20 protein-coding genes, 1 tRNA gene and 1 pseudogene are annotated in these 23,662 nt (G+C 49.9%); 1 reads left to right on the top strand and 21 read right to left on the bottom strand.

Annotation, left to right across the window (positions count from 1 at the left end; all coding sequences use genetic code 11):
• Window positions 1-95: 95 nt before the first annotated feature.
• The 17 genes and pseudogenes from MPL1_RS06180 to MPL1_RS06100 all read right to left on the bottom strand — a co-directional run bounded on the left by MPL1_RS06180 (window position 96) and on the right by MPL1_RS06100 (window position 18,226).
• The gene (locus MPL1_RS06180) at window positions 96-1,052 is read right to left on the bottom strand and encodes a FecR domain-containing protein (RefSeq protein ID WP_051057019.1); all 957 of its coding nucleotides are present in this window, start codon (window positions 1,050-1,052) and stop codon (window positions 96-98) included.
• 212 nt (window positions 1,053-1,264) lie between these two features.
• On the bottom strand, window positions 1,265-3,361 hold the full coding sequence (gene fusA / locus MPL1_RS06175) for an elongation factor G (RefSeq protein ID WP_009726264.1): 2,097 nt from the start codon (window positions 3,359-3,361) through the stop codon (window positions 1,265-1,267).
• A gap of 187 nt (window positions 3,362-3,548) precedes the next feature.
• Window positions 3,549-3,854 (bottom strand): DUF2818 family protein, encoded by a 306-nt coding sequence (locus MPL1_RS06170; protein ID WP_009726263.1) that lies wholly within the window; start codon window positions 3,852-3,854, stop codon window positions 3,549-3,551.
• 2 nt (window positions 3,855-3,856) lie between these two features.
• Complete coding sequence (gene nuoN / locus MPL1_RS06165; protein WP_009726262.1) at window positions 3,857-5,290, bottom strand: NADH-quinone oxidoreductase subunit NuoN; 1,434 nt, start codon at window positions 5,288-5,290, stop codon at window positions 3,857-3,859.
• A gap of 10 nt (window positions 5,291-5,300) precedes the next feature.
• Window positions 5,301-6,815 carry an NADH-quinone oxidoreductase subunit M gene (locus tag MPL1_RS06160; RefSeq protein ID WP_009726261.1) on the bottom strand — a complete coding sequence of 505 codons (1,515 nt, stop codon included), beginning with the start codon at window positions 6,813-6,815 and terminating at the stop codon, window positions 5,301-5,303.
• Between the two features lie 7 nt (window positions 6,816-6,822).
• The gene (gene nuoL / locus MPL1_RS06155) at window positions 6,823-8,763 is read right to left on the bottom strand and encodes an NADH-quinone oxidoreductase subunit L (RefSeq protein ID WP_009726260.1); all 1,941 of its coding nucleotides are present in this window, start codon (window positions 8,761-8,763) and stop codon (window positions 6,823-6,825) included.
• 3 nt (window positions 8,764-8,766) lie between these two features.
• The gene (gene nuoK / locus MPL1_RS06150; RefSeq protein ID WP_009726259.1) at window positions 8,767-9,072 is read right to left on the bottom strand and encodes an NADH-quinone oxidoreductase subunit NuoK; all 306 of its coding nucleotides are present in this window, start codon (window positions 9,070-9,072) and stop codon (window positions 8,767-8,769) included.
• Complete coding sequence (locus MPL1_RS06145) at window positions 9,069-9,683, bottom strand: NADH-quinone oxidoreductase subunit J (protein WP_009726258.1); 615 nt, start codon at window positions 9,681-9,683, stop codon at window positions 9,069-9,071. Before MPL1_RS06145 ends, nuoK begins: the two co-directional genes overlap by 4 nt.
• Before the next feature lie 14 nt (window positions 9,684-9,697).
• Window positions 9,698-10,186 (bottom strand): NADH-quinone oxidoreductase subunit NuoI, encoded by a 489-nt coding sequence (gene nuoI / locus MPL1_RS06140; RefSeq protein WP_009726257.1) that lies wholly within the window; start codon window positions 10,184-10,186, stop codon window positions 9,698-9,700.
• Complete coding sequence (gene nuoH / locus MPL1_RS06135; RefSeq protein ID WP_009726256.1) at window positions 10,186-11,226, bottom strand: NADH-quinone oxidoreductase subunit NuoH; 1,041 nt, start codon at window positions 11,224-11,226, stop codon at window positions 10,186-10,188. Before nuoH ends, nuoI begins: the two co-directional genes overlap by 1 nt.
• Window positions 11,223-13,580, bottom strand: coding sequence for an NADH-quinone oxidoreductase subunit NuoG (gene nuoG / locus MPL1_RS06130; RefSeq protein WP_009726255.1), 2,358 nt, complete (start codon window positions 13,578-13,580; stop codon window positions 11,223-11,225). Before nuoG ends, nuoH begins: the two co-directional genes overlap by 4 nt.
• Complete coding sequence (gene nuoF / locus MPL1_RS06125) at window positions 13,574-14,878, bottom strand: NADH-quinone oxidoreductase subunit NuoF (RefSeq protein ID WP_009726254.1); 1,305 nt, start codon at window positions 14,876-14,878, stop codon at window positions 13,574-13,576. Before nuoF ends, nuoG begins: the two co-directional genes overlap by 7 nt.
• On the bottom strand, window positions 14,875-15,384 hold the full coding sequence (gene nuoE / locus MPL1_RS06120) for an NADH-quinone oxidoreductase subunit NuoE (RefSeq protein WP_009726253.1): 510 nt from the start codon (window positions 15,382-15,384) through the stop codon (window positions 14,875-14,877). The genes nuoF and nuoE overlap by 4 nt, the downstream gene beginning before the upstream one ends.
• A pseudogene (locus MPL1_RS06115) lies at window positions 15,381-16,635 on the bottom strand (NADH-quinone oxidoreductase subunit D). The gene nuoE and the pseudogene MPL1_RS06115 overlap by 4 nt, the downstream one beginning before the upstream one ends.
• 86 nt (window positions 16,636-16,721) lie before the next feature.
• Complete coding sequence (locus tag MPL1_RS06110; protein ID WP_009726252.1) at window positions 16,722-17,381, bottom strand: NADH-quinone oxidoreductase subunit C; 660 nt, start codon at window positions 17,379-17,381, stop codon at window positions 16,722-16,724.
• Window positions 17,382-17,387: 6 nt separating this feature from the next.
• Entirely contained in the window at window positions 17,388-17,879 is a 492-nt protein-coding gene (locus tag MPL1_RS06105; protein WP_009726251.1) for a NuoB/complex I 20 kDa subunit family protein, read from the bottom strand.
• Window positions 17,870-18,226, bottom strand: coding sequence for an NADH-quinone oxidoreductase subunit A (locus MPL1_RS06100; RefSeq protein WP_009726250.1), 357 nt, complete (start codon window positions 18,224-18,226; stop codon window positions 17,870-17,872). Before MPL1_RS06100 ends, MPL1_RS06105 begins: the two co-directional genes overlap by 10 nt.
• Window positions 18,227-18,538: 312 nt before the next feature.
• Here MPL1_RS06100 and MPL1_RS13235 point away from each other — a divergent pair, with 312 nt between their 5' ends.
• Window positions 18,539-20,737 carry an ATP-binding protein gene (locus MPL1_RS13235; RefSeq protein ID WP_009726249.1) on the top strand — a complete coding sequence of 733 codons (2,199 nt, stop codon included), beginning with the start codon at window positions 18,539-18,541 and terminating at the stop codon, window positions 20,735-20,737.
• Here the strand turns inward: MPL1_RS13235 and MPL1_RS06090 are convergent.
• The 4 genes from MPL1_RS06090 to MPL1_RS06075 all read right to left on the bottom strand — a co-directional run.
• Entirely contained in the window at window positions 20,734-22,707 is a 1,974-nt protein-coding gene (locus MPL1_RS06090) for a putative bifunctional diguanylate cyclase/phosphodiesterase (RefSeq protein ID WP_009726248.1), read from the bottom strand. The two genes, MPL1_RS13235 and MPL1_RS06090, sit on opposite strands and share 4 nt — an antisense overlap.
• A gap of 187 nt (window positions 22,708-22,894) precedes the next feature.
• Window positions 22,895-22,979: transfer RNA gene (locus MPL1_RS06085), tRNA-Leu, on the bottom strand.
• Window positions 22,980-22,996: 17 nt separating this feature from the next.
• Complete coding sequence (gene secG, locus MPL1_RS06080; protein ID WP_009726247.1) at window positions 22,997-23,305, bottom strand: preprotein translocase subunit SecG; 309 nt, start codon at window positions 23,303-23,305, stop codon at window positions 22,997-22,999.
• A gap of 8 nt (window positions 23,306-23,313) precedes the next feature.
• On the bottom strand, window positions 23,314-23,662 hold a 349-nt coding region (locus tag MPL1_RS06075; RefSeq protein WP_009726246.1), incomplete at its 5' end, for a triose-phosphate isomerase.

The following is a 23,662-nucleotide window of genomic DNA, read 5'->3' as shown; positions in this document are numbered from 1 at the left end:
TGAGATCGCAAAATCCGTAATCTAATTGCTAATCATTTTTATTTACATAAATCGTGCCGGGCAAGCCAAGCATGAATTGAACACATCTCGAGTTGTCAGCCTGGTAGAACGTTCACCCAGAATGAAGAGTAGCTTTGCAGTTTTACAGGCAAAATATCAGTCAGTTGAGCCAGTACACGATCAGTATCTTTCAAGGAAAACACGCCGGTGACAGTTAACGATGCAAGCTCGGGACTGGCCCGTAATCGACCAGAACGATACCGTGATAACTCGTCGATAAACTCGGTTAATGGCATATTTGCCACCGCCAGCTTATGAGCTGTCCAGGCCATGCCAGACGCATTAACCGCATAGTCAGCCAAAAAACCATTGCGACTGAAATTGGCACCAAGCCCTGACTCTATCACTCTGCTTTCCGTCGATTGTGCTGGCTGAATCTGTACCCTGCCCTCATACACCGCCAGTCGGGCGTGCTGCTCCAGCAATCGAACCGAAAAGCGAGTGCCCAGTGGTACCAGACTGCCCTGACGGGAAATGACAGTCAGCGGTAACGGATGTGGCGCAGTTTCAATATAAATTTCACCGGCATGCAACAGGATTTCACGTTTATGCTGATTAAAATCTATATCTACCCGGCTGCCAGTATTGAGAAACAGCCGTGTACCATCCGCCAGTGTTGTATTTTGTATTTCGCCGGTTTTCGTAGCGTAGTCAGTCGAATACAAATAGTTCGAACCGAGATGACCTGCCGAGAGCAAACCTACACCAAGCCCCAGCCCACCAAGAGACAGGAATTGACGACGTGAAATCTGTGTACGCTGCCGTAACAGTTTGCTACCAATTTGCGGTTCGGGTAGTTGATTGAATCGTTGTTGGAGCTGTGAGACCTGCTGCCAGGCTTGTTCGTGTTCTGGCGCAGTTTGCCGCCATGCAAGACAGGCCGCATGATCTTTGTCGGTAGCATCATCCGCCCATAACCTCGCCATCCAGGCACACGCCTGCTGGATGGCGTTTCCCCCCGAAGCCGATTGACTGTGTTTTATCTTGTCCATGACTGTCTCAAAATCTCACTTGCCACAACTATTTTCACCAATCATGTCGCCAATGACAAATAATTATCATTTAGATTAAGTTGTGACCGCTATCAAATGCTCAGTCAATTCATGACTTGAATACAGTGATATGAAGGGTTAAGGACAATTTTCAGCCACAAAAAAAGGGGCGATAAATCGCCCCTTTTTTTACAAGCTTTAACGCTGACTGCTTATTTCTTGGCAGCGGCTTCGCGCTCTTTGGTTTCCTTGATAACTTCTTCTGACACGTTACGTGGGCATGGCAGATAGTGCAGGAATTCCATTGAGAACTGACCACGACCAGAAGTCATGGTACGCAGCGTACCGATATAACCGAACATTTCGCTCAGTGGCACTTCAGCTTTGATACGAACGCCAGTAGCGCCAGCATCTTGAGATTTGATCATGCCGCGACGACGATTCAAGTCACCGATAACATCACCGACGTTGTCATCTGGCGTGAACACGTCAACTTTCATGATTGGCTCAAGCAGTTGCGGACCGGCTTTAGGAATGGATTGACGGAAACCGCCCATCGCTGCCAGTTCAAACGCGATTGCTGATGAGTCAACGGCGTGGAAAGCACCATCAAACAGGTTAACTTTAACGTCCAGCAGCGGGAAGCCAGCCAGAACACCACGCCCCATCATCTTCTTGAAACCGCCTTCAACTGCAGGCCAGTATTCACGAGGCACGGTACCGCCGGTAACAGTGGATTCAAATTGGAAACCGCTGCCTGGCTCACCTGGTTCGATGATGTAATCAATACGACCGAACTGACCAGAACCACCCGATTGTTTCTTGTGGGTGTAGCTGTCTTCAACTCGCTGTGTGATGGTTTCACGGTAGGCCACTTGTGGCTCACCGACAATAACGTCGATGCCATGAGTACGCTTGAGGATGTCGACTTTGATATCCAAATGCAGCTCACCCATGCCTTTCATGATGGTTTCGCCACTGTCTTCGTCAGTTTCAACACGGAACGAAGGATCTTCTTTGATCATTTTGCCCAGCGCGATGCCCAGTTTTTCGGCAGAGCCTTTATCTTTAGGCGCGATGGCGATAGAGATAACGGGATCCGGAAAGACCATTGGTTCCAGTGTGGCCGGGTTTTTCGGGTCACACAGGGTGTGACCGGTTTGCACATCTTTCATACCAACGATAGCGATGATGTCACCGGCGTGCGCATAATCCAGTTCGTTACGATCGTTTGCGTGCATTTCCACCATACGACCTACACGCTCAGTCTTGCCTGTGAAGGTGTTAAGAATGGTGTCGCCTTTACGCAGTTCGCCCGAGTAAACACGGACGAAAGTCAGCGCGCCGAAACGGTCATCCATGATTTTGAATGCCAGTGCGCGCAGTGGTGCATTGATTTCAACTTTGGCGACATTACCGGTTTCGTTGCCTTCCAGATCAACTTCTGGTTGTGGATCGACTTCAGTCGGGTCAGGCAGGTAATCAACAACGGCGTCCAGCACCAGTTGCAGACCTTTGTTTTTGAACGAGCTACCGCAGTAGGTCGGGAAGAAGGCCAGTTCCAATGTACCTTTACGGATGCATTTTTTCAGCTCTTCGATTGAAGGCTCATCACCTTCCAGGTAGCGTTCCATCAGATCGTCATCCTGCTCAACCGCAGTCTCGATCAGTTTTTCACGCCATTCTTCGATCTGATCAGCCATCTCTGCTGGTGGCTCTTCAATGCTGAAGTTTTCAGCATCTTTTTCATCAGGCCAGTACCAGGCTTTACGGGTCAGCAGGTCAACCACACCTTTGAACTCATCTTCGATACCGATAGGCAGCACCATCACCAGTGGCGTGGCAGCCAAAACATCTTCGACCTGCTTCACAACACGGAAGAAATCAGCACCCATACGATCCAGCTTGTTGACATAGATCAGACGCGATACTTCAGAGTCGTTGGCATAACGCCAGTTGGTTTCTGATTGAGGCTCTACACCACCGCTACCGCAGAATACGCCGATACCGCCGTCGAGTACTTTCAGTGAACGATAAACTTCAATGGTGAAGTCAACGTGACCCGGAGTATCGATAACGTTCAGGCGATGGCCTTTCCAGGCACAAGTGGTAGCAGCAGACTGAATGGTAATGCCGCGCTCTGCTTCCTGTTCCATGAAGTCCATGGTGGATTCACCTTCATGAACCTCACCAGTCTTGTGGATTTTACCGGTCAGTTTAAGAATACGTTCAGTCGTGGTGGTCTTACCGGCATCAACGTGGGCGAAGATACCGATATTGCGGTATTTGGATAGATCGGAAGCAGCCATAAATCCTGTTCTCTGTAGATTGTCAAAAAGCGATGATTGTCATCAGCAAGGAGTTAAACCCGCCAATTCTAAACCAGAATGACGGTCTGTGCATCCCCCAATCCATGAGTGCGCTAACAGGCTAGTCAGGATGGGAGTGTATCGGCTCTGGGCGATAGTTTTGCTTCGCCTGGCCCTGAGAAATGCGCTAACGTTGTTTCTGTTGTTCGGGCAACCATTGATGACGGTAGACCACGGCAGGAACTGCCAACACCAGAAACAGACACAGAGTCGTCACAAAAAACTCCCAGTCTTGTTGGTAGATATTGCCGGAAAAACGTTGCTCAAAACCTGCTGCGACCATCAAGGCCACAAAATAATAAACCACTACCTCGCCAAGACGAATCCAGGCGGACTTGGGCGTGTTGACTTTGATGACAACAAAGGTTCGCTCATTGACCCAAGGCAAACTGGCCAGCACGAACCACAACAACAATAACGCAGCTACAGACATGATTAACTCAAAACAGTGACACAAATTGCCAGAAGCGACCCCGGGAACAGGCCCAGTCCCAGCACCAATAAAACATTCGAGCTGAACATGATACGCGCTGGGGCCGAAACCTGCACGGTAAGCTGTTGTTCTGGTGCATCAAAATACATGACTTTGATGACTCTCAGGTAATAGTAGGCACCAATGACCGACATCAGTACTGCAATTACCGCGACCGTGATCAGGTTGACATCGACCACGGCCTTAATCACCGTCAGCTTGGCATAGAAACCTGCCAGTGGCGGGATGCCGGCCATGGAAAACATCAAGATCAACATCATCAGTGCATACCAGGGTTGTGTCTTGCCCAGTCCTTTGTAATCGGCAATTTCCTCAGCTTCAAAACCCTGCTTGCTGAGCAGCAGAATCATGCCAAAACCACCCAGCGTCATCAGCGCGTAGATCAAGGTGTAGAACATTGAGGCTGCATATCCCTCAGCTGTTCCGGACAGTACCCCCAGCAATAAAAAACCAACATGCGAAATGGTTGAATAAGCCAGCATTCGCTTCAGATTGGTCTGCGCAATTGCAACCAGATTACCGACAATCATCGACAGTACCGCCAGCATGATCAACATGTCCTGCCAGGCATCCTGCACGCCGCCCAAGCCATCAACCATCAGTCGAATCAACATCGCAAAAGCGGCGACTTTTGGGGCTGCGGCCAAAAACAGTGTCACCGCTGTCGGTGCGCCCTGATAGACATCTGGCAACCACATATGAAAAGGCACCGCGCCAAACTTGAATGCCACGCCGATGACAATAAACACCAGACCAAAACTGAGCACGGTGTTGTTGAGCATGCCGCTATCAATTGCCACAGCAATATCTGCCAGCGCCAGGCTGCCTGTCACGCCATAGATAATCGACATGCCATACAGCAGCATGCCCGAGGCAATCGCACCGAGAATGAAGTATTTCATCGCTGCTTCTGTGGCAATAAACGAGTCACGGTGCATCGCGACCAATGCATAGAGACACAACGACATCAGCTCCAGCCCCAGATACAAGGTCAGAAAATGTGATGCGGACACCAATACCATCATGCCCAGCGTGGCAAACAATACCAGCACATAAAACTCGCCCTGCTGCAGACCACGATCTTTGAGGTAATCGTGGCTATATAGCAGTACCAGCATATTGATCAGACAGATGCTGAGTTTGAGTACGTCAGAAAGTGAATCTTTGATGTAGGTGTCACTGAAGGCCAGCCCCTGCTCGCCCATGGATAGAACAATCACCAGTGCCGTCGCAAAAAGTGACAATTGAGTCAGCGCGAAGGTCCAGTTCATTTTTTCTTTGCCGGTGAAGGCAATAAACAACAACAAGCCCAAGGCAAAGCCCAACATCAGCATTTCGGGCAAGGCATAAGATGGATTGGTGAGCGAAAATGGCATTATCAGTCCTCTACAGCTTGCTTTGTGCCAGTTGGGTCAGCAAATTTTCTACTGAGGCATGCATCACCGACAACAAGGGATCTGGCCAGACACCTATCAACAGCACAATGGCCGCCAGCGTAGCCAGCATTAAGAACTCTCGTCGATTCACATCTTGCAAAGCCGCGACCTGTTCATTTGCAATCTCACCAAAAAATACTCGCTTGATCATCCACAGCGTATAAGCGGCCCCGATGATCAATGTGGTTGCTGCCAGGAAGGCATACCAGAAGTTAGCCTGAAACGCCGCCAGAATGACCATAAATTCGCCGACAAAACCAGAAGTGCCAGGTAACCCTGCATTGGCCATGGCAAAAAATACGGCAAATGCGGTAAATACAGGCATGCGATTGGCTACGCCGCCATAGGCATAGATATCACGGCTGTGCATGCGGTCATACAACACGCCCACACTGAGGAACATGGCAGCAGCAATAAAGCCGTGAGAAATCATCTGAACCATGGCGCCTTCAATCGCCAGCACTTCACCATAGCCATTATTGGTGTTGGCAAAAATGCGAAACACGATAAACAGGCCCAGTGTGACAAAGCCCATATGGGCAATACTCGAATAGGCAATCAGCTTTTTCATATCGGTTTGAGCCAAGGCAACAAAGCCGATATAAACCACGGCAATCAGAGACAGCATGATGACCAACCAGTCGAGCGTCATGCTGGCATCCGGTGTGATTGGCAAGGCAAAACGCAATAAGCCATAGCCGCCAATTTTCAGCGTGATGGCAGCCAGAATGATCGAACCACCGGTAGGTGCTTCAACGTGAGCATCAGGCAGCCAGGTATGCACTGGCCACATCGGTATTTTTACGGCAAAAGCAATCAAAAATGCCAAAAACAACCAGATTTGCTGGTTCAGCGTCAGTGGCACCGCGTGAAAATCAGGAATGGCAAAACTGCCTGTCTGAAATTGCAAATACAACAATGCCAACAGCAAAAACACCGAGCCAAGGAAGGTATACAGAAAAAACTTGATGGTGGCATAGACCCGGTTGGGGCCGCCCCAAATACCGATGACCAGAAACAGTGGTATCAACATCGCTTCAAAGAACACGTAAAACAGGATGGCATCCAGCGCCGAAAAGACGCCAATCATCATGCCTTCCATGATCAAGAAAGCAGCCAGATAGTAATGCAGCCGATCCTTGATAACCTCCCAGGCCGCGATCACTACCAGCAAGGTTGAGAATGTGGTCAAGACAATCAATGGCATGGAAAAACCATCGATGCCCAGGTAATACTCGATATTGAATGCCCGCACCCAGGACAGTCGCTCAACAAACTGCATTTCATAGGTTTGGCTGTCAAAACCGGCAATCAGCAACAATGACAATACAAACGTCAGTAGCGCCGTGAGCAGTCCGACAGTTCGGATTCCTCGATGCTCGCCGGGCATCATCAGCAATATCAAGCCACCGAAGATTGGCAACCAGATCAGCAGGCTTAGCATTGGTAAATCTGTTAAGGTCATGGCCCCGCTACCCTTTCACAAACCAGGTGAGCAGCAGCCACACCCCCAGGATCATGGCAAACGCATAGTGGTATAGATAGCCGGTTTGTATGTGCCGACCCAGCCGGGCGATCAGGTTGATCAGCCTAGCAGTGCCGTTCACCACCACCCCGTCAATCATTACCCGGTCACCCGCATTGGACAGCAGCCTGCCTAGTCCACGCGAACCACCCGCAAAAACACGATCATTAAAACTGTCAAAACCGTATTTGTTTTCCAGAACCTTATGAATGCCTGAGAAACGTTGCTGGATCTGTGCTGGAAGCTCTGGTCGCTTGATATACAACCACCAGGACGTCAACACACCAGCCAGTGCCAGCCAGACTGGCAAGGCTGTCAAACCATGCAGCACAAAACCGAGCAGTCCGTGATAACCCGCCGTAGCCAACACATCGTTGTGTGGCATCACCGTAATCACGCCATTGAAAAAGTCACCATAAACAATTTCGCCAATCAAATAACCCGCCAGCACGGATGGAATCGCCAGCAGGATCAGCGGCACGGTAATCGATTGAGGTGACTCATGGGGTGGATGCCCATGCGCGTCAAAGCGTGGTTTGCCATGAAACACCAGGAAGAACAGACGGAAACTGTATAAAGCCGTGACAAACACACCAATCATCACCGCCCACAAAGCAAAGCCAGCACCCGGAATGGTTGAGGCATGGACCGCTTCAATAATCGCATCCTTGGAGAAAAAGCCTGACAAGCCCGGAAAGCCAATCAATGCCAGCGTGCCTATCAAGCTGGTCCAATAAGTGATGGGTAAATATTGTTTAAGTCCGCCCATCTTGCGAATGTCCTGCTCATGATGCAAAGCGACAATCACTGAACCTGCGGCCAGAAACAGCAGTGCCTTGAAAAAGGCGTGGGTAAACAAATGGAAAATACCGGCGGCATAGGCTGAAACACCCAAAGCCACTGTCATGTAACCGAGTTGAGACAGCGTTGAATAAGCAATGACACGCTTGATATCGTTTTGCACCAAACCAAGCAAGCCCATAAACAAAGCCGTCACCGCACCCACCACCAGCACAAAGGATAATGCGGTGCTTGACCACTCAAATAAGGGTGACATTCTTGCCACCATGAATATGCCGGCCGTGACCATGGTCGCAGCGTGAATCAGTGCAGAAATCGGTGTCGGACCTTCCATCGAATCAGGCAGCCAGACATGCAAAGGTACCTGTGCTGATTTACCCATGGCGCCGATGAACAACAAAATGCACACCACCGTCATCAGTGACCACTGACTGCTGCCCCAGATATTGATCTGCTGATCCGCCAACATCGGCGCCTGGTTGAATACAGTCTGATAATCAAGACTGCCGAAATACATCAACACCGCGGCAATGCCCAATAAGAAACCGAAGTCACCCACACGATTGACCAGAAATGCTTTCATGTTGGCGTAAATAGCAGTGGGCTTTTTGAACCAGAACCCAATCAGCAGATAGGACACCAGGCCAACCGCTTCCCAGCCGAAGAACAGTTGCAGGAAATTGTTGGCCATCACCAGCATCAGCATTGAAAAGGTGAACAGCGACAGATAACTGAAGAAGCGGCAATAGCCGTCATCGTCCTGCATGTAGGCGATGGTGTAGATATGCACCATCAGCGAAACAAACGTCACCACCACCATCATGATGGCGGACAAGGTATCAATCAAAAAGCCGATTTCCAACGTCAGCGGCCCGGCCTGCAACCAGCGATAAATCGAGGCATTGAAGTAGGCACCGTCGACTACTACCAGTTTGAGCACCCATAGTGACAACAAGAAGGCAATCGCCACACCGGCAATGGTCACGCGATGTGACCATTCACGACCAATTTGCTTGCCAAACACTCCCGCCAGAATACTGCCGAACAGTGGTGCCAGAACAATCGATAATAGCAGGCTGGAATGCATCCCTTACCCCTTTAACCGGCCAATTTCATCGACATTGATAGTGCTGAGATTTCTGAATAACACCACCAGAATCGCCAAGCCGATCGCAGCTTCCGCAGCTGCCACGGTAAGTATGAAAAAGACAAACACCTGACCGGCAGCATCATCCAGAAAATAGGCAAAGGCCAGAAAATTGAGATTGACTGCCAGCAGCATCAACTCGATGCACATCAGCAATATGATGATGTTTTTACGGTTAAGGAAAATTCCGGCCACCGACAGACTGAACAGTAACGCCCCGAGGATCAGGAAATCCGACAAGGCGATCATTGCTCAGACTCCTTGCTCGATTTTGTCTGCTCAGAGGCCATTTTGACCACTCGCAAACGATCGGCTTTTTGTACTTTTACCTGCTGACCGGCATCCTGTTTTTTACGCGTACCGCTGCGCAAGGTCAGCATGATGGCGGCGACAATGGCTACGGTCAAAATCACCGCAGCCAACTGGAACGGATAGACATATTCGGTATAGAGCAGCAAACCCAATCGCCGGGTGTTGCTGACAGATTCATCGATTTGCGGTGCAGCGACCTGCTCCAGGCCGAAGTTGCTGACACCCAATACTGCGATCATCTCAACCACAATCAACAGCGCCACCAAAATGCCCAGCGGTAAATAGCGGGTAAAGCCTTCCTTGAGTGGCACCAGATCAATATCCAGCATCATGACCACAAACAAGAACAGTACAAGTACCGCTCCGACATAGACCAGGACCAGCGCAATCGCCAAAAACTCGGCATGCAACATCAGCCAGATCGCCGCACTGGTAAAGAAGGCCAATACCAGAAACAAGGCAGCACGCACCGGATTACGCACAGTGATCACCATGGTGGCGGCAAACAGTAAAATTGCGGCAAAACAGTAAAACAGCAGTTTTTCCATCTTATAGTTCCGGCCTAACGATAAGGCGCATCGGCCTCCCTGTCCGCAGCGATCTGTGACTCATACTTGTCACCGATTGCCAGTAATTGTTGTTTGCTCATGATGTTCTCGCCTCGGTTTTCGAAGTGATAATCAAACACTCGCGTTTCGACGATTGAATCCACCGGGCACGACTCTTCACAAAAACCGCAGTAAATGCATTTGAACAAATCAATGTCATAACGGGTTGTGCGGCGAGAGCCATCTTCCCGCGGCTCGGTTTCGATGGTGATCGCCAAGGCCGGACAGACGGCTTCGCACAATTTGCAGCCAATACAACGCTCTTCTCCATTGGGATATCGGCGCAAGGCGTGCAGACCACGAAATCTTGGCGATTGAGGCGTTTTTTCTTCTGGATATTGCACTGTGACTTTACGGGAAAACAGATAACGCCCCGTTAGACGCAGACCCTGTAGTAACTCCCACAGCAGAAAACTTTTAAAGAAATGTTTTACAGAACGCATCAAATTCCCCCCGATTGACTGAACCAGGGGCCCCATTCAAATACCTTGGCGGTTGCCACCACTACAATCCACACCAGGGTCACAGGAATAAAAATCTTCCAGCCAAGACGCATGATTTGATCATAGCGATAGCGTGGAAAAGTCGCTCGAAGCCACAGATAGATAAACAGGAACATGGCTGTTTTCAACAACAACCAAACGATGCCCGGTACCCAGGAAAACATGGACTCGAGGACAGGTATGCCTTCAAAAGGCGATAACCAGCCGCCCATAAACAGCAAAGCAGCAAGCATGGATATCAGGATCATGTCGGCATATTCGGCCAGGAAAAACAGCGCAAACGCCATGCCCGAGTATTCAACATGGAAACCGGCGACGATTTCCGACTCCCCCTCCGCCATATCAAAAGGCGCACGATTGGTTTCGGCCACACCGGAAATAAAGTAGATGACAAATAACGGCAGTAAAGGCAGCCAGTACCAATAGAGAAAACCGCCTTGCTGAGCCATAACGATCTCGCCAAGGTTCAGGCTACCGGCTGCGACCAGCACGCCTACCAGCGCAAAACCCATGGCGATTTCGTAAGAAACCACCTGCGCGGCACTACGCATTGCGCCAAGAAAGGCATAACGGGAATTGGAGGCCCAGCCAGCAATCACCACGCCGTAAACACTGACCGAGGTAATGGCAAGAATGTACAGTAGACCGGCGTTGATATTCGCCAGCACCATGCCATCGTCAAATGGAATAACTGCCCAGGCGGCCAATGCCGGTGCAATTGCCATGACCGGTGCAAGTACAAACAAATACAGATTGGATCTGGCCGGGAAAATCACTTCTTTCATTGCCAGTTTCAAACCGTCAGCTAACGGTTGCAGCAGGCCCCTCGGCCCTACCCTGTTGGGTCCAATGCGTTGCTGTATGTAGCCAATGACTTTTCTCTCTGCCAAGGTCAAATAGGCCACTGCCATCATCAGGATGATCACAATCAGCAAAATCTTGCCGATGATGGGAGCCAGATACAGCAAGCCTTCCATCATGTCAGGCTCCCGGCCGATTTGATTTCAACGCCTGTCATACCAGCCCCTAGCCGGGCACTGACCGAGGTAGTCGCTGGCAGGTAAACACAATCGTGAGCTATCGTTTCATCCAGTCTGAGTTCAAGGGCATGCTGTTGGTCATTTTGTGAAAGCAGCACTTGCTGTCCGTCTTGCAGACTCAGTTTTTCCGCAAGCTCGGGATGAATTTTAACGGTGGTCAGATCCTGCATTTCCGGCGTTTGTTGCAGGGCGATACTGCGACGCACTAGCGGATCACAACGATAGGAAGGCACCTCGGAAATATAGGTCAAACCTTTGTCGAGCAGCAGATCCTCTGGCAGATAGGTTTGCTGTTCTCCATGCGGCTGAATTCTCAGTTCGGTTTTCAGTGTACTGAGGACTTCTTCTGATGACACATATTCAAAATCTGAAAGTCGACTCAAATTGCCCAGCACCCGTAATATCTTCCAACCGGGACGGCTGTCACCCTTGGCAGCCACGGCGCCTGTGAAAGTCTGCCATTCCTTGTTGATGCTGATAAATGTGCCGGATGTCTCGGTAAAAGCCGCCAGTGGCAAGATTACATCGGCGTAGGACTGCATCTGTTCTGTGACAAAGTTGTTGATTTGCACTACAAAGCTGGCATGTTGCAGTGAAGACATCGCCAAAGAAGGGTTGATGCAATCCAGCTCGGGTTCAACATTAAACAACACATAGGCACGACAGGATTGTTGCCACATACTCAAAGCATTAAGCGGTACGGCTTCACTGGCTTTAGGTCTGGGGATTGCGCCGGCCTGCCAATGCCCCACACTGTTTGCCGTGGGTAGCCAGACCAGTTTTGCACCGGTCAAGCGACAGATCAAACTGACCAGCTTGCGAAATTTTGCACCTTGAGGATGTTGTTCCAGCAGTTCGCCGAGCAAGATCACCGATTCATCGGCGTTACTTAACTGCATCGCAACATTCTGTTCGGCAGCCGTTGGGCTTCTATCAGGCAGCAAAGGTAACCAGTCGCTGGTATCAATGTCCTTGGCCAGCGGCAACAAGGACTTCACGATGCCAGACAGCATTTGCATCATGGCCTTGGGGGACACGGCGTGCTGATGCACGTCTGGCATAAACAGTTCGTGACGAACAAAGTTGATATCAAAAACCGCAGCGCCTCGCAGATTTGCCTGGCGAATACGGTGGGCAATAATCGGCTGTTCACTGCGTACCGAACAGCCCAGCATCACAATGGCATCACTGCGGCTCAGAGCTGACAGATCCCAATCCTGCAAACTGTAGTCACAGGCATCATCTGCAAAGTCCTGCTGACGCAGGCGATGATCAATATTGTCGGTTCCCAGTCCACGCAGCCATTTCTGGAACAAATAAGCTTCTTCTGTGGTGGCTGTTGGCGATATTAGTCCGGCGATCTGATCGGCACCATTTTTTGCCTTGACTGATTTTAATCCTTCCACGGCATATTCAAGTGCCGTCTGCCAGTCGGTCTCTTGCCATTGACCTTGTATTTTTATCAGCGGTTTTAGACAACGCTCAGGATGGTTCAGCCCTAGATAACTGAACCTGTCACGGTCGGAAATCCAGGATTCGTTCAAGTCTTCATTATCACGAGGCACCACACGCATGACTTCATTACGTCGGACATGCACTTCGATATTGGAGCCCACTGCATCATGTGGCGCCACCGACGGATGGGCCGTCATTTCCCAGGCGCGGGCCTTATAGCGGAACGGTTTGGAAGTCAGCGCCCCTACAGGACACAAATCAATGATGTTGCCTGACAGTTCCGATACCAGGCTGTGTTCGACATAGGTGCCAATCTCCATATGCTCACCACGGCCGGTGGCTCCCAGCTCTTTGATGCCGGCAATTTCCTGACCAAAACGTACGCAGCGGGTGCAATGAATGCAGCGGGTCATATCGGTCTGGATCAAAGGGCCGATATTTTTATCCGGCACCACGCGTTTGCGTTCACTGAAGCGGCTGACACCCGCGCCGTAGCCCATCGACATGTCCTGCAGCTCGCACTCACCGCCTTGATCACAAATCGGGCAATCCAGCGGATGATTGATCAGCAAAAACTCCATGACCGCGCGTTGCGCATCACGGGCAATTTTTGACTGAGTGCGAATCTGCATGCCTTCTGAAACCAGCGTGGCACAGGCTGGCAATGCCTTACGCGAGCCATCGACTTCAACCAGACACATCCGGCAGTTCGCCGCTACGGACAACTTCTTGTGGTAACAGAAACGAGGAATATCCACCCCGGCCTCATCAGCGGCCTGGATGATCATCTTGCTGGAGTCAACGCTCAGCGGAATACCGTCAATTTCAATATTTACCATGTGCTTGCTTTCTGGAACATGGGGCTGTCTGTCATACAGCGTTTATGGTCGATGTGATACTGAAACTCTTCCCTGAAGTGCTTGATAAAACTGATGACTGGCGCCGCTGCAGCCTCTCCGAGAGCACAGATGGTATTGCCGTTGATATTGCTGGCAACTTCCACCAGCCGATCCAGATCTTCCTGACGACCCTCACCGGCTTCAATACGCTTGACCACTCGATAAAGCCAGCCAGTGCCTTCTCGGCAGGGTGTGCACTGGCCACAGGACTCTTCGTAGTAAAAATAGGCAATGCGCTCCAGCGCTTTGACCATACAGGTACTGTCATCCATGACGATGACCGACCCTGCGCCCAACATGGAGCCGGCCTTACTGATGCCGTCGTAACTCATGGCAGCTTGCATCATGACATCCGCAGGCACAACAGGGGTTGAGCTGCCACCGGGGATGACGGCTTTTAATTGATGCCCATCTCGAACGCCTCCCGCCAACTCCAGCAGTGTGGCAAAAGGTGTTCCCAGGGGTACTTCATAGTTACCCGGCTTGTTGACATGGCCAGACATGCAGAAGATTTTACTGCCGCCATTATTGGGTGTTCCCAACTCATGAAACCAGTCCGCACCGTGTTGCAATATCACCGGGATAGAAGCCAATGTTTCCGTGTTGTTGATCGTGGTCGGACGGCCGTATAAACCATAGCCAGCCGGAAATGGCGGCTTGTAACGCGGCTGACCTTTTTTGCCTTCAAGTGATTCGAGCAAGGCTGTTTCTTCACCGCAGATATAAGCGCCAGCACCAGGATGGGTATAAAGTTCGAAATTGAAGCCACTGCCCAGTATATTTTTGCCGAGATATCCGGCACGGCGGGCTTCGGCGATGGCCTGTTCAAAACGTTCAATCGGCTCAAAAAACTCACCACGAATGTAGTTGTATCCGGTTTCTGCGCCAATCGCATAGCCTGCGATAATCATGCCTTCGATGACCTGATGCGGATTAAATCGCAAAATATCCCGATCCTTGCAGGTGCCCGGTTCTCCCTCGTCGGAGTTACAGACGATATATTTGGCACCAGGGACTTTGCGTGGCATAAAGCTCCACTTCAAGCCTGTCGGAAAACCCGCCCCGCCTCGGCCGCGAAGGGCAGAATTTTTAATCTGTTCGATAATGTGTTCAGGTCGAACTGCTTCCTTGAGAATATTTTCGAGCACGCTGTAGCCGCCCACCTTGCGGTAGGACTCGAACGACCAGGGTTGCTCCAGATGCAGTGTTCGAAAACACACCATATTCTGCTGGGTCATTTGATTCCCTCTAGCAGCTCGTCTACTTTTTCCGGTGTCAGAAATTCGTGGTATTGCTTGTCCAGCAACAACATCGGCGCACCACAGCATGCTCCCAGACACTCGACTTCTTTCAACGTGAACTTGCCATCCGCTGTGGTCTCGCCCAGCGTAACGCCCAAACGTTGCTGCAAGTGTTCAACAATTGCTTCAGAGCCACATAGCTGACAGGAAATATTGGTACACACACTGATTTTGTGTTGCCCGACTGGCGACAGTTCAAACATGGTGTAAAAAGTCGCCACTTCCATCACGCTGATGAAGGGCAAATCCAGATACACCGCCAGCGCTTTTAATAAGTCATCGCTGAGCCAGCCACCATTTGCATCCTGAATAAGATGCATACAAGGAATCAGGGCTGACTGAGTTTGGTTGACCGGATATTTGGCGATCCAGTTATCAAGACGATAACGCAGTTGCTCGTTAAACAACTGTTCTGCTGGTCCGGTCACTTGCATTTCGGTCATCGATCTATCTCACCAAACACAACATCCATGGTGCCGATGATCGCCACCACGTCTGCCAGCATATGACCTCGAGCCATCTCGTCCATCGCCGAGAGATGGGCAAAACCCGGAGCGCGAATCTTGACCCGATAGGGTTTATTGGCGCCATCAGAAACCAGATAGATACCAAACTCACCCTTGGGATGTTCTACCGCGCTGTAGACTTCGCCTTCGGGTACACAATAGCCTTCGGTAAACAATTTGAAGTGATGAATCAGTGCTTCCATATCATCTTTCATGGCCGCACGACTTGGCGGTGCGACTTTGGCATTGTCGATAATCACCGGGCCCGGGTTCACCCGCAGCCAGTCGATGCATTGCTGAACGATACGCGTTGACTGGCGCATTTCCTCAATCCTGACCAGATAGCGATCGTAACAATCGCCCTCGGTGCCTACCGGAATATCAAAATCCAGCCGGTCATATACTTCGTAAGGTTGCTTCTTGCGCAGATCCCATTCAATGCCACTGCCTCTGAGCATCGGCCCGGTAAAGCCCAATTGCAAAGCGCGTTCTGGTGACACGACGCCGATGCCGACAGTACGTTGTTTCCAGATACGATTATCGGTCAGCAGAGTTTCATATTCATCGATGCATTTGGGAAACCGCTGACAAAAATCCTCGATAAAGTCGAGCATCGAACCCTGTCGATTGGCATTCTTCCGATCAACTTCTTTTTGGCTGTGCCACTTGGATGCCTGATATTTGGGCATGCTTGCCGGTAAATCACGATAAACACCACCGGGACGATAGTAAGTGGCATGCATTCGAGCGCCTGAGACTGCCTACATAGCAATCCATCAAGTCTTCCCGCTCACGAAAACAGTAGAGGAAGATGGTCATGGCACCGATATCCAGACCATGCGCGCCCAGCCACATCAGATGGTTGAGAATGCGCGTGATCTCGTCAAACATGACCCGGATGTATTGCGCACGGATCGGTGGCTCGATTCCCATTAACTTTTCAATCGCCATCACATAGGCGTGTTCGTTACACATCATCGACACATAGTCGAGCCGATCCATATAGCCAATGCTTTGATTGAACGGTTTGGATTCGGCCAGTTTTTCAGTGCCACGATGTAGCAGGCCGATATGGGGATCGGCACGTTCGATCACCTCACCATCCATTTCCAGAATCAAGCGCAACACGCCATGCGCAGCTGGATGCTGTGGACCGAAATTGAGTGTGTAATTTTTAATTTCAGCCATGACCGTCAATTCCTCGGTCGGACAGCGACTGTGACACAGGTGCCTGACGGCATTTCAGCAGGAGTTTTGTGTCGATGCTGTTCACGCTATTTTTCACCTGTTGCGTAGCGATTATCATCACGAATCACTCGAGGCACCAGAATGCGAGGCTCTATCGAGACAGGCTCGTAAATCACGCGCTTTTGCTCAGGGTCGTAACGCATCTCAACATAGCCTGTTAACGGAAAATCCTTACGTAGCGGGTGACCGACAAAACCGTAATCAGTCAGAATACGGCGTAAATCTGGATGACCATCAAACAAAATCCCCAACAGGTCATAAGCTTCCCGCTCAAACCAGTCAGCACTTCGCCACACCGATATCACACTGTCGATAATCGGCAATTCAGCGGGCAAGTTAGCCTTGAGTCGTAACCGTAAATTTTTATCTATTGATAGCAGGTGGTAAACAACGGCAAAGCGCATGCCGCCCGTTTCACTCTCTGTAAATTCGTCGATCTGACTGGCCCGACTGAAACCATGTTCACTGGCTTGCGTGGTTTCCCAAGCGCTGCCACCGTAATCAGCGTAATCCACCGCACACAGATCGATTAGCTGACTAAAGCCAAATTCGTCCCGCAGTTTCAGACAAACCTCTTTTATCTGCGTCGCATCGACATAGAGTGTCAGCTCCTGACATGCCAGTTCTGCCTCAAGCAGTGCAGCTTCAAGCGTCTGATGCAGTTTGGATTTGAGACTCTCCAGCATGCCGGTTTAGCCCTGCCCTGCCGGTTTTGCGATAGTGCTGGTGCGCTGTATTTTCTTTTGAAGCTGAATGATGCCGTATAACAATGCTTCTGCTGTCGGTGGGCAACCCGGAACGTAAATATCAACCGGCACAATACGATCACAGCCACGTACTACCGAATAAGAGTAGTGATAGTAGCCGCCGCCATTGGCACAGGATCCCATTGAAATCACCCAGCGAGGTTCTGACATCTGGTCATAGACTTTGCGTAGCGCGGGTGCCATTTTGTTGACCAGTGTGCCGGCGACAATCATGACATCAGACTGTCTCGGGCTGGGACGAAACACCACGCCAAAGCGATCCAGATCATATCGGGATGCGCCTGCATGCATCATTTCTACCGCACAACAGGCAAGTCCAAAGGTCATTGGCCACAACGAGCCGGTGCGCGCCCAGTTAATCAACTGATCAGCGCTGGTGGTGATCACCCCTTTTTCAAGTACACCTTCTATTCCCATTCCAGTGCACCTTTCTTCCATTCATAGATGAAGCCAACCACCAGAATGCCTAGAAACAGGAACATCGCCAGCAGGCCAAACACGCCAATTTCATCCAGCACAATAGCCCAGGGGAAGAGAAATGCGATTTCCAGATCGAAAATGATGAACAGAATAGCTACCAGATAGTAGCGGACATCAAACTTGCCGTGAGTGTCTTCGAAAGGCTCAAAGCCGCATTCGTAGGCTGAGCGCTTTTCTTCATCGGGTCGGCGAGGCCCCAGAATATAACCGGCTAATAACGGCACAACACCAAACGCAGTGCCCAGAATGATAAACAACAGAATGGGGAGATAACTCTCCAGCATGTCCGTTCCTGCCAGCCTTTCAAGAAGTTAGAAATTTAAGTTTCATCAATGGAGTCGGATGCACCAGAACAGTTCATCGTCCACAGCGGTTGATGGTACACGCTCAGGCCATTAAATAGAAGGCGCAATACAGCTTATTTTCAGATTATTTCGCACAACACGGCCCTATGATGCCAATCGACATAGCCATATGAAATATGGGAAAATTTCACTTATTTGTTTTTACCCGCATGTGGCACACACGCCATCACTCCCGAGCCGGTACAGACACCCACCATTCTGCTCAGGCTGAGTGCTTTCGGATTTCTCATCATGAAGAAACTGTTCAGATTTTTTGGCAGTCCCGCAGGGCTTGCGGTACTTGTCATTGTTGCAGCAATTACTTGCGCAAGCATTGCTGCGACCTATCTGTTCAAGCTGATTCAAACCGATGTTGAAGATCGTCTGGTCGCTACACTGGAAGCCTCGATACATCAGGCCCGGCAATCGCTGGAAAAACATCAAACCCTCGCCCGTTACTGGGCAGAAAATCCATTGATCCAGGCCGCTGCGTTGGCTGCCAGCAATCAGCAATCTTCAGACAGCAAGACGCAGATCAGCAACGCTCAAGCCAGTTTATCGGCTGTCAGCGGTATCGAAAACTATCGCGACTATCGCTTGATTGATCGCCATGGCAACGTCATATTGTCACGCCCGGGGCACGATGTCAGAAGACAGGCAAGAATTCGCTTACCCGACAATCTACTGAGTCAGGCATGGCATGGCAGAACAGTAGTCACGCCACCATTCAAATCCGGAAGGCCCTGGCCAGACAAGCGTGGCCGGCTGACTGAAAACATAGCCACGATGATGATTCTGTCTCCTGTGCGTGATGAACATGGCAGAACAGTGGCTCTGTTAAGTTTTGAACTGGATCCTGATCTGATATTTCTACCTGCCTTTCATCACAATCAAATCGGTAAAACAGGTCACACCTACGCTATTAATAGCGATGGGCTTCTGTTAACGGCCAGCAAATATGATCAACAACTTCGTAATAGTGGTTTGCTGAATCCTCGGCAGCCACACGCAGCACTGAACCTTGTGGTCAATGATCCGAAGTGGGCTGACACAGATGCACAGAATGCGCTCACCGAAATGGCTGTCTCCCTGAGTCAGGGCCAGTCTGGCATCAACTTGCAGGGCTACCGTGATTATCGAGGTGTTGATGTTATTGGTGCGTGGCGTTGGGATAACTCATTAGGCATGGGCGTTGTCACAGAAACCGAGGCGGCTGAAGTCTATCAACTCTATCGCTCGATATTGCTTAGCGTGACCATCAGCATCGTGTTTGTGATTGCCATTACCTTGATTGCCCTGTTTTTTTATCGACGCAAACATCAACACCAGATGTCCTCGTTGCATCAACGTGACGCCATTATCAATCAAACTGACGATGGCTTTGTGACTATCGACAATCGCGGCATGATTGTCATGACAAACCCAGCCATTACTCGATTGTTTGGATACGCCAGCGATGAGTTGATCGGCAATAATGTCTCAATATTGCTGCCACCTGATGAGCGCGTGGAACACGATCATTACGTGCGCCACTCGGAAATTCATGAGCGTAAAATCATTCACAAAGTCCGTAGCTTGCAAGGTTGTCATAAAGACGGACACTTGTTTCCCATCGAGCTTAACGTCACGCCGATGACTTTTAGTCATCAAAAATATTTCATCGGCGTGATTCGTGACATATCAGAACGTCACAGCTATCAACAAGCACTCATTGCCGCCAAGGAGGCTGCGGAAGAAGCCAATCAGGCAAAAAGTGATTTTCTGGCCAAGATGAGTCATGAACTCAGAACCCCGCTGAATGCGATTATTGGTTTCTCTCAATTATTGAAAATGGACAAGCTTGATGCTAATCAGCGTGAATCTGTTGAGATGATTCATGATGCCGGTGAACATCTGCTGGCACTGATTAACGACGTGCTGGATCTGGCTCGTATCGAGAGTGGCAGAATGTTACTGTCACTCGAGGCTGTCAGCCCACAAGAACTGCTGGGAAGCCTGTATCCAATGCTGAATGTGCAGATTCAAACGCTGGGACTAAGTTTTACTACTGAAATTGATGTCGCTGATGATTGTCATGTCTATGCTGATTACACAAAACTCAAGCAAGTGTTACTCAATCTGCTTTCCAACGCCTGTAAATACAACCGTCCTGGCGGAACAATCACCCTCAGGGTGACAACTCAACCAGATGGCAAGGTCAGGATATCAGTGCAAGACAGCGGTGATGGTATCAGTGAGAAAATGCAAAAGCGGATTTTTGAACCTTTTAACCGCCTCGACAAAACAAACAGCAAGATTGAGGGTACCGGCATTGGTCTTGCCATCAGCGCTGAACTGGTCAAGCTGATGGGCGGTGAATTAGGCTTTTCAAGCCGATTGGGAGAGGGGTCGACCTTTTGGGTAATGCTTTCCGCTTGTCAGCCAAGCGGACATCAAACTGACAGCGACTAAACTTCCGTGAGCATCATTTCAGCTTGAACCATCAGTTTTGACAGTTTTTCAGCATCAACCGCTTTGCTAAATAAATAACCTTGCGCCGCATCACAACCAATCTGCCGCAACTGCCGTAGCTGTGAGCGACTTTCAACCCCTTCGGCAATGACTTGAAGTCCGAGGCTGTGGGCCATGGCGACAATGGCATTTACCAACTCCAGATCCGCTTTATCCCAGGTCATGTCCGCAATGAAACTACGATCGATTTTCAAGACCGAAAATGGATAGCGACGCAGATAGCTCAGCGATGAATAGCCTGTTCCGAAGTCATCCATGGCAATGCGAACCCCTATCTGACTCAACTCCTTGAGCAAACCGATAACCTCAGTGCTGGCGGTCAATAGCACGCCCTCGGTAAGTTCGAATTCCAGTGTTCCGGGTGCCAGCTGATAGCGTTCGATGCATGATTTAATGAAACCAGTCAGCCCACGATCCCGGAACTGTGAAGGTGACAAATTCAGCGCCAGCCGAAACTCCGGCTTGATTTGCTGAAACTTTGCAGCATGCATCAACGCGTTATCAATCACAAAACGGCCAATCTCAATGATCAAGCCTGTCTGTTCAGCAACCTGAATAAACTCATCAGGTAACACAGAACCCAGCGATCTGGATTGCCAGCGTAACAGTGCCTCAGCACCTATCATGCGATTATTTGTCAGATCAACCTGAGGTTGAAACTGCAAGTGCAGCTCATTTTTTTCCAAAGCATTTTGCAAATGCTGTTCAATCAGCATTCTGCGTGCAGCCTGATCATTCATCTCAGCGGTGAAATAAACGAAGTTGTTCTTGCCTGCCTGTTTGGCATGAAACATGGCCATATCTGCATTGCGTAACAATTCGGAAGCTGAATCGGCGTCATCAGGATAAAGCGCAATCCCAATACTGGCACTCAGCTGTAATTCACAACCCTCAACCACAAATGGCTCTCGAATCGCATTCAACACCGTTTCAACGATATGCGTCACATCGGTGTATTGCCTGAGCCCACTGAGCAGAATAATGAACTCATCACCGCCCAACCTGCCCACGGTGTCAGCCTCTCGAAGACACTGCTGCAGTCGATTGGCTACCTCCACCAGTAATTTGTCGCCGGCCTCATGGCCAAATGAATCGTTGACCTTTTTGAAGTTATCCAAATCAAGAAACAACACCGCTATCACTTGCTCGCGCCGCCCTGTTTCCAACACCAACTGATTGATTCTATCGAGCGAAAGGAAACGATTGGGAAGTTTGGTAAGACTGTCGTATAGCGCCAACTCGAGAATTTTTTCTTCCTGATGCTTGCGCTCAGTCACATCAGACACCACGCAAATAAAGCCGCTCACAGCACCTTGTTGATCACGTGTGTAATCCCAGGTCAAACCCACCGTGAGTCGTTCACCTTGCTGGTTACGGATATCTACTTCAAACGGCCGTGGAATTGGTTGCTCAGCAATAGCCAATTTGAATTTGGCCCTGAGCGCATGCAATCCATCCTGGTCAGCAATAAAGTCCCACACTTCCCTGCCCACAAGAGAACCCGGGGGATAGCCGAGTAGTTGATGGTGTGTTTCATTTGCGTAGCCAATCACACCTGTCACACTGCATTCCTGGATGCCAGATGGTGCGGCATTGAGAATCAAGTCAACTCGTTGCTGCTTATCTCTAATCTGAGTAATCAGGCGATTTTTAGCATTCAGTAGCTGCTTGACCAAGCAGAAAACAAGCAGCATGGTGATGCTGACAAAAAACAGTCCTTTCCATGTCTGCATCATGGCCAGCCTGGCAATGTCATCGCCAGCTATCATCACCAACAGCCTGTCCGAATAAATTATCCAAAGACTGGCGAAGACGCCGTAAAGCAGTGCAATTCTCAAAGCCCCGGCAAAAGCGGTCGCGCTGATTTTTGTGTATTTATCCTCAAGCAATCGTTTAAGGGTGGTGAACATTGTTGAGTCCAGATCGATTTCAGCGAATCAGTGGCAACAAACTCCAGTGCCTGTTGAGCTTTGATAGCCACCCGTATTAGCGGCTCAAATACCCATGCACTATAGCAAATTTTTTGTCATGTCCTATTTGTCTGTTTTTCATGCATAAAAAAAACCCGCCCTGAAAAAACAGGGCGGGTTTATATTTTGGTGCCGACGGCCGGAGTCGAACCGGCACACCATAAGGCACTACCCCCTCAAGATAGCGTGTCTACCAATTTCACCACGTCGGCAATTACTTAAGATTTTATCAAGGAAATTCAGGCAAATCAGCTGGAGCTGTTTCTTCAATCGTCACAGACTCTGTGATGCTTCGATCTGGTCGATCACCTGCACCGGCAAAATACGCCAGAGTCAGGCTGGTAATAAAAAATACAGTGGCCAGAACGGCGCTGCTGCGACTTAGAAAAGACGCAGAGCCACGGCTGCCAAACAGGCTAGCACTACCACCGCCCAATGCTGCTGCACCGGCGTCTGCGCCTTTACCGTGTTGAATCAGAATCAAACCAACTAAAATCACTGATACAGCCATATGTACCAGCAGAATCAAAGCATCCATTTATTTTGTTAACCTGTATGTGTTGATGCTGCAGCCTCGCATATTGTGACAAACTGATCGGGGTCAAGTGATGCCCCACCGATTAATCCGCCATCAATATCGGGTTTTGCAAATAATGGTGCAGCATTATTACCTTTTACGCTGCCCCCGTAAAGTATTCTCAGCATTTCTGCGGTTTCGCGGTCATGTTTGGCGACTCGCTGGCGCATAAATGCGTGAACATCCTGTGCCCATTCCGGACTGGCTGTCTTACCCGTTCCAATTGCCCATACCGGCTCGTATGCCAATACTGCTTTTTGCAGAGTCTTGACGCCTTGATGGCAATGACCGTGTCTAACAGCYTTGCCACATTCTTCG

The sequence above is a fragment of the Methylophaga lonarensis MPL genome, from assembly GCF_000349205.1.
In the GTDB taxonomy this organism is placed as follows: domain Bacteria; phylum Pseudomonadota; class Gammaproteobacteria; order Nitrosococcales; family Methylophagaceae; genus Methylophaga; species Methylophaga lonarensis.
Note: the sequence above shows the minus strand (reverse complement) of the source record. Positions and strands in the feature narration are given on the sequence as shown.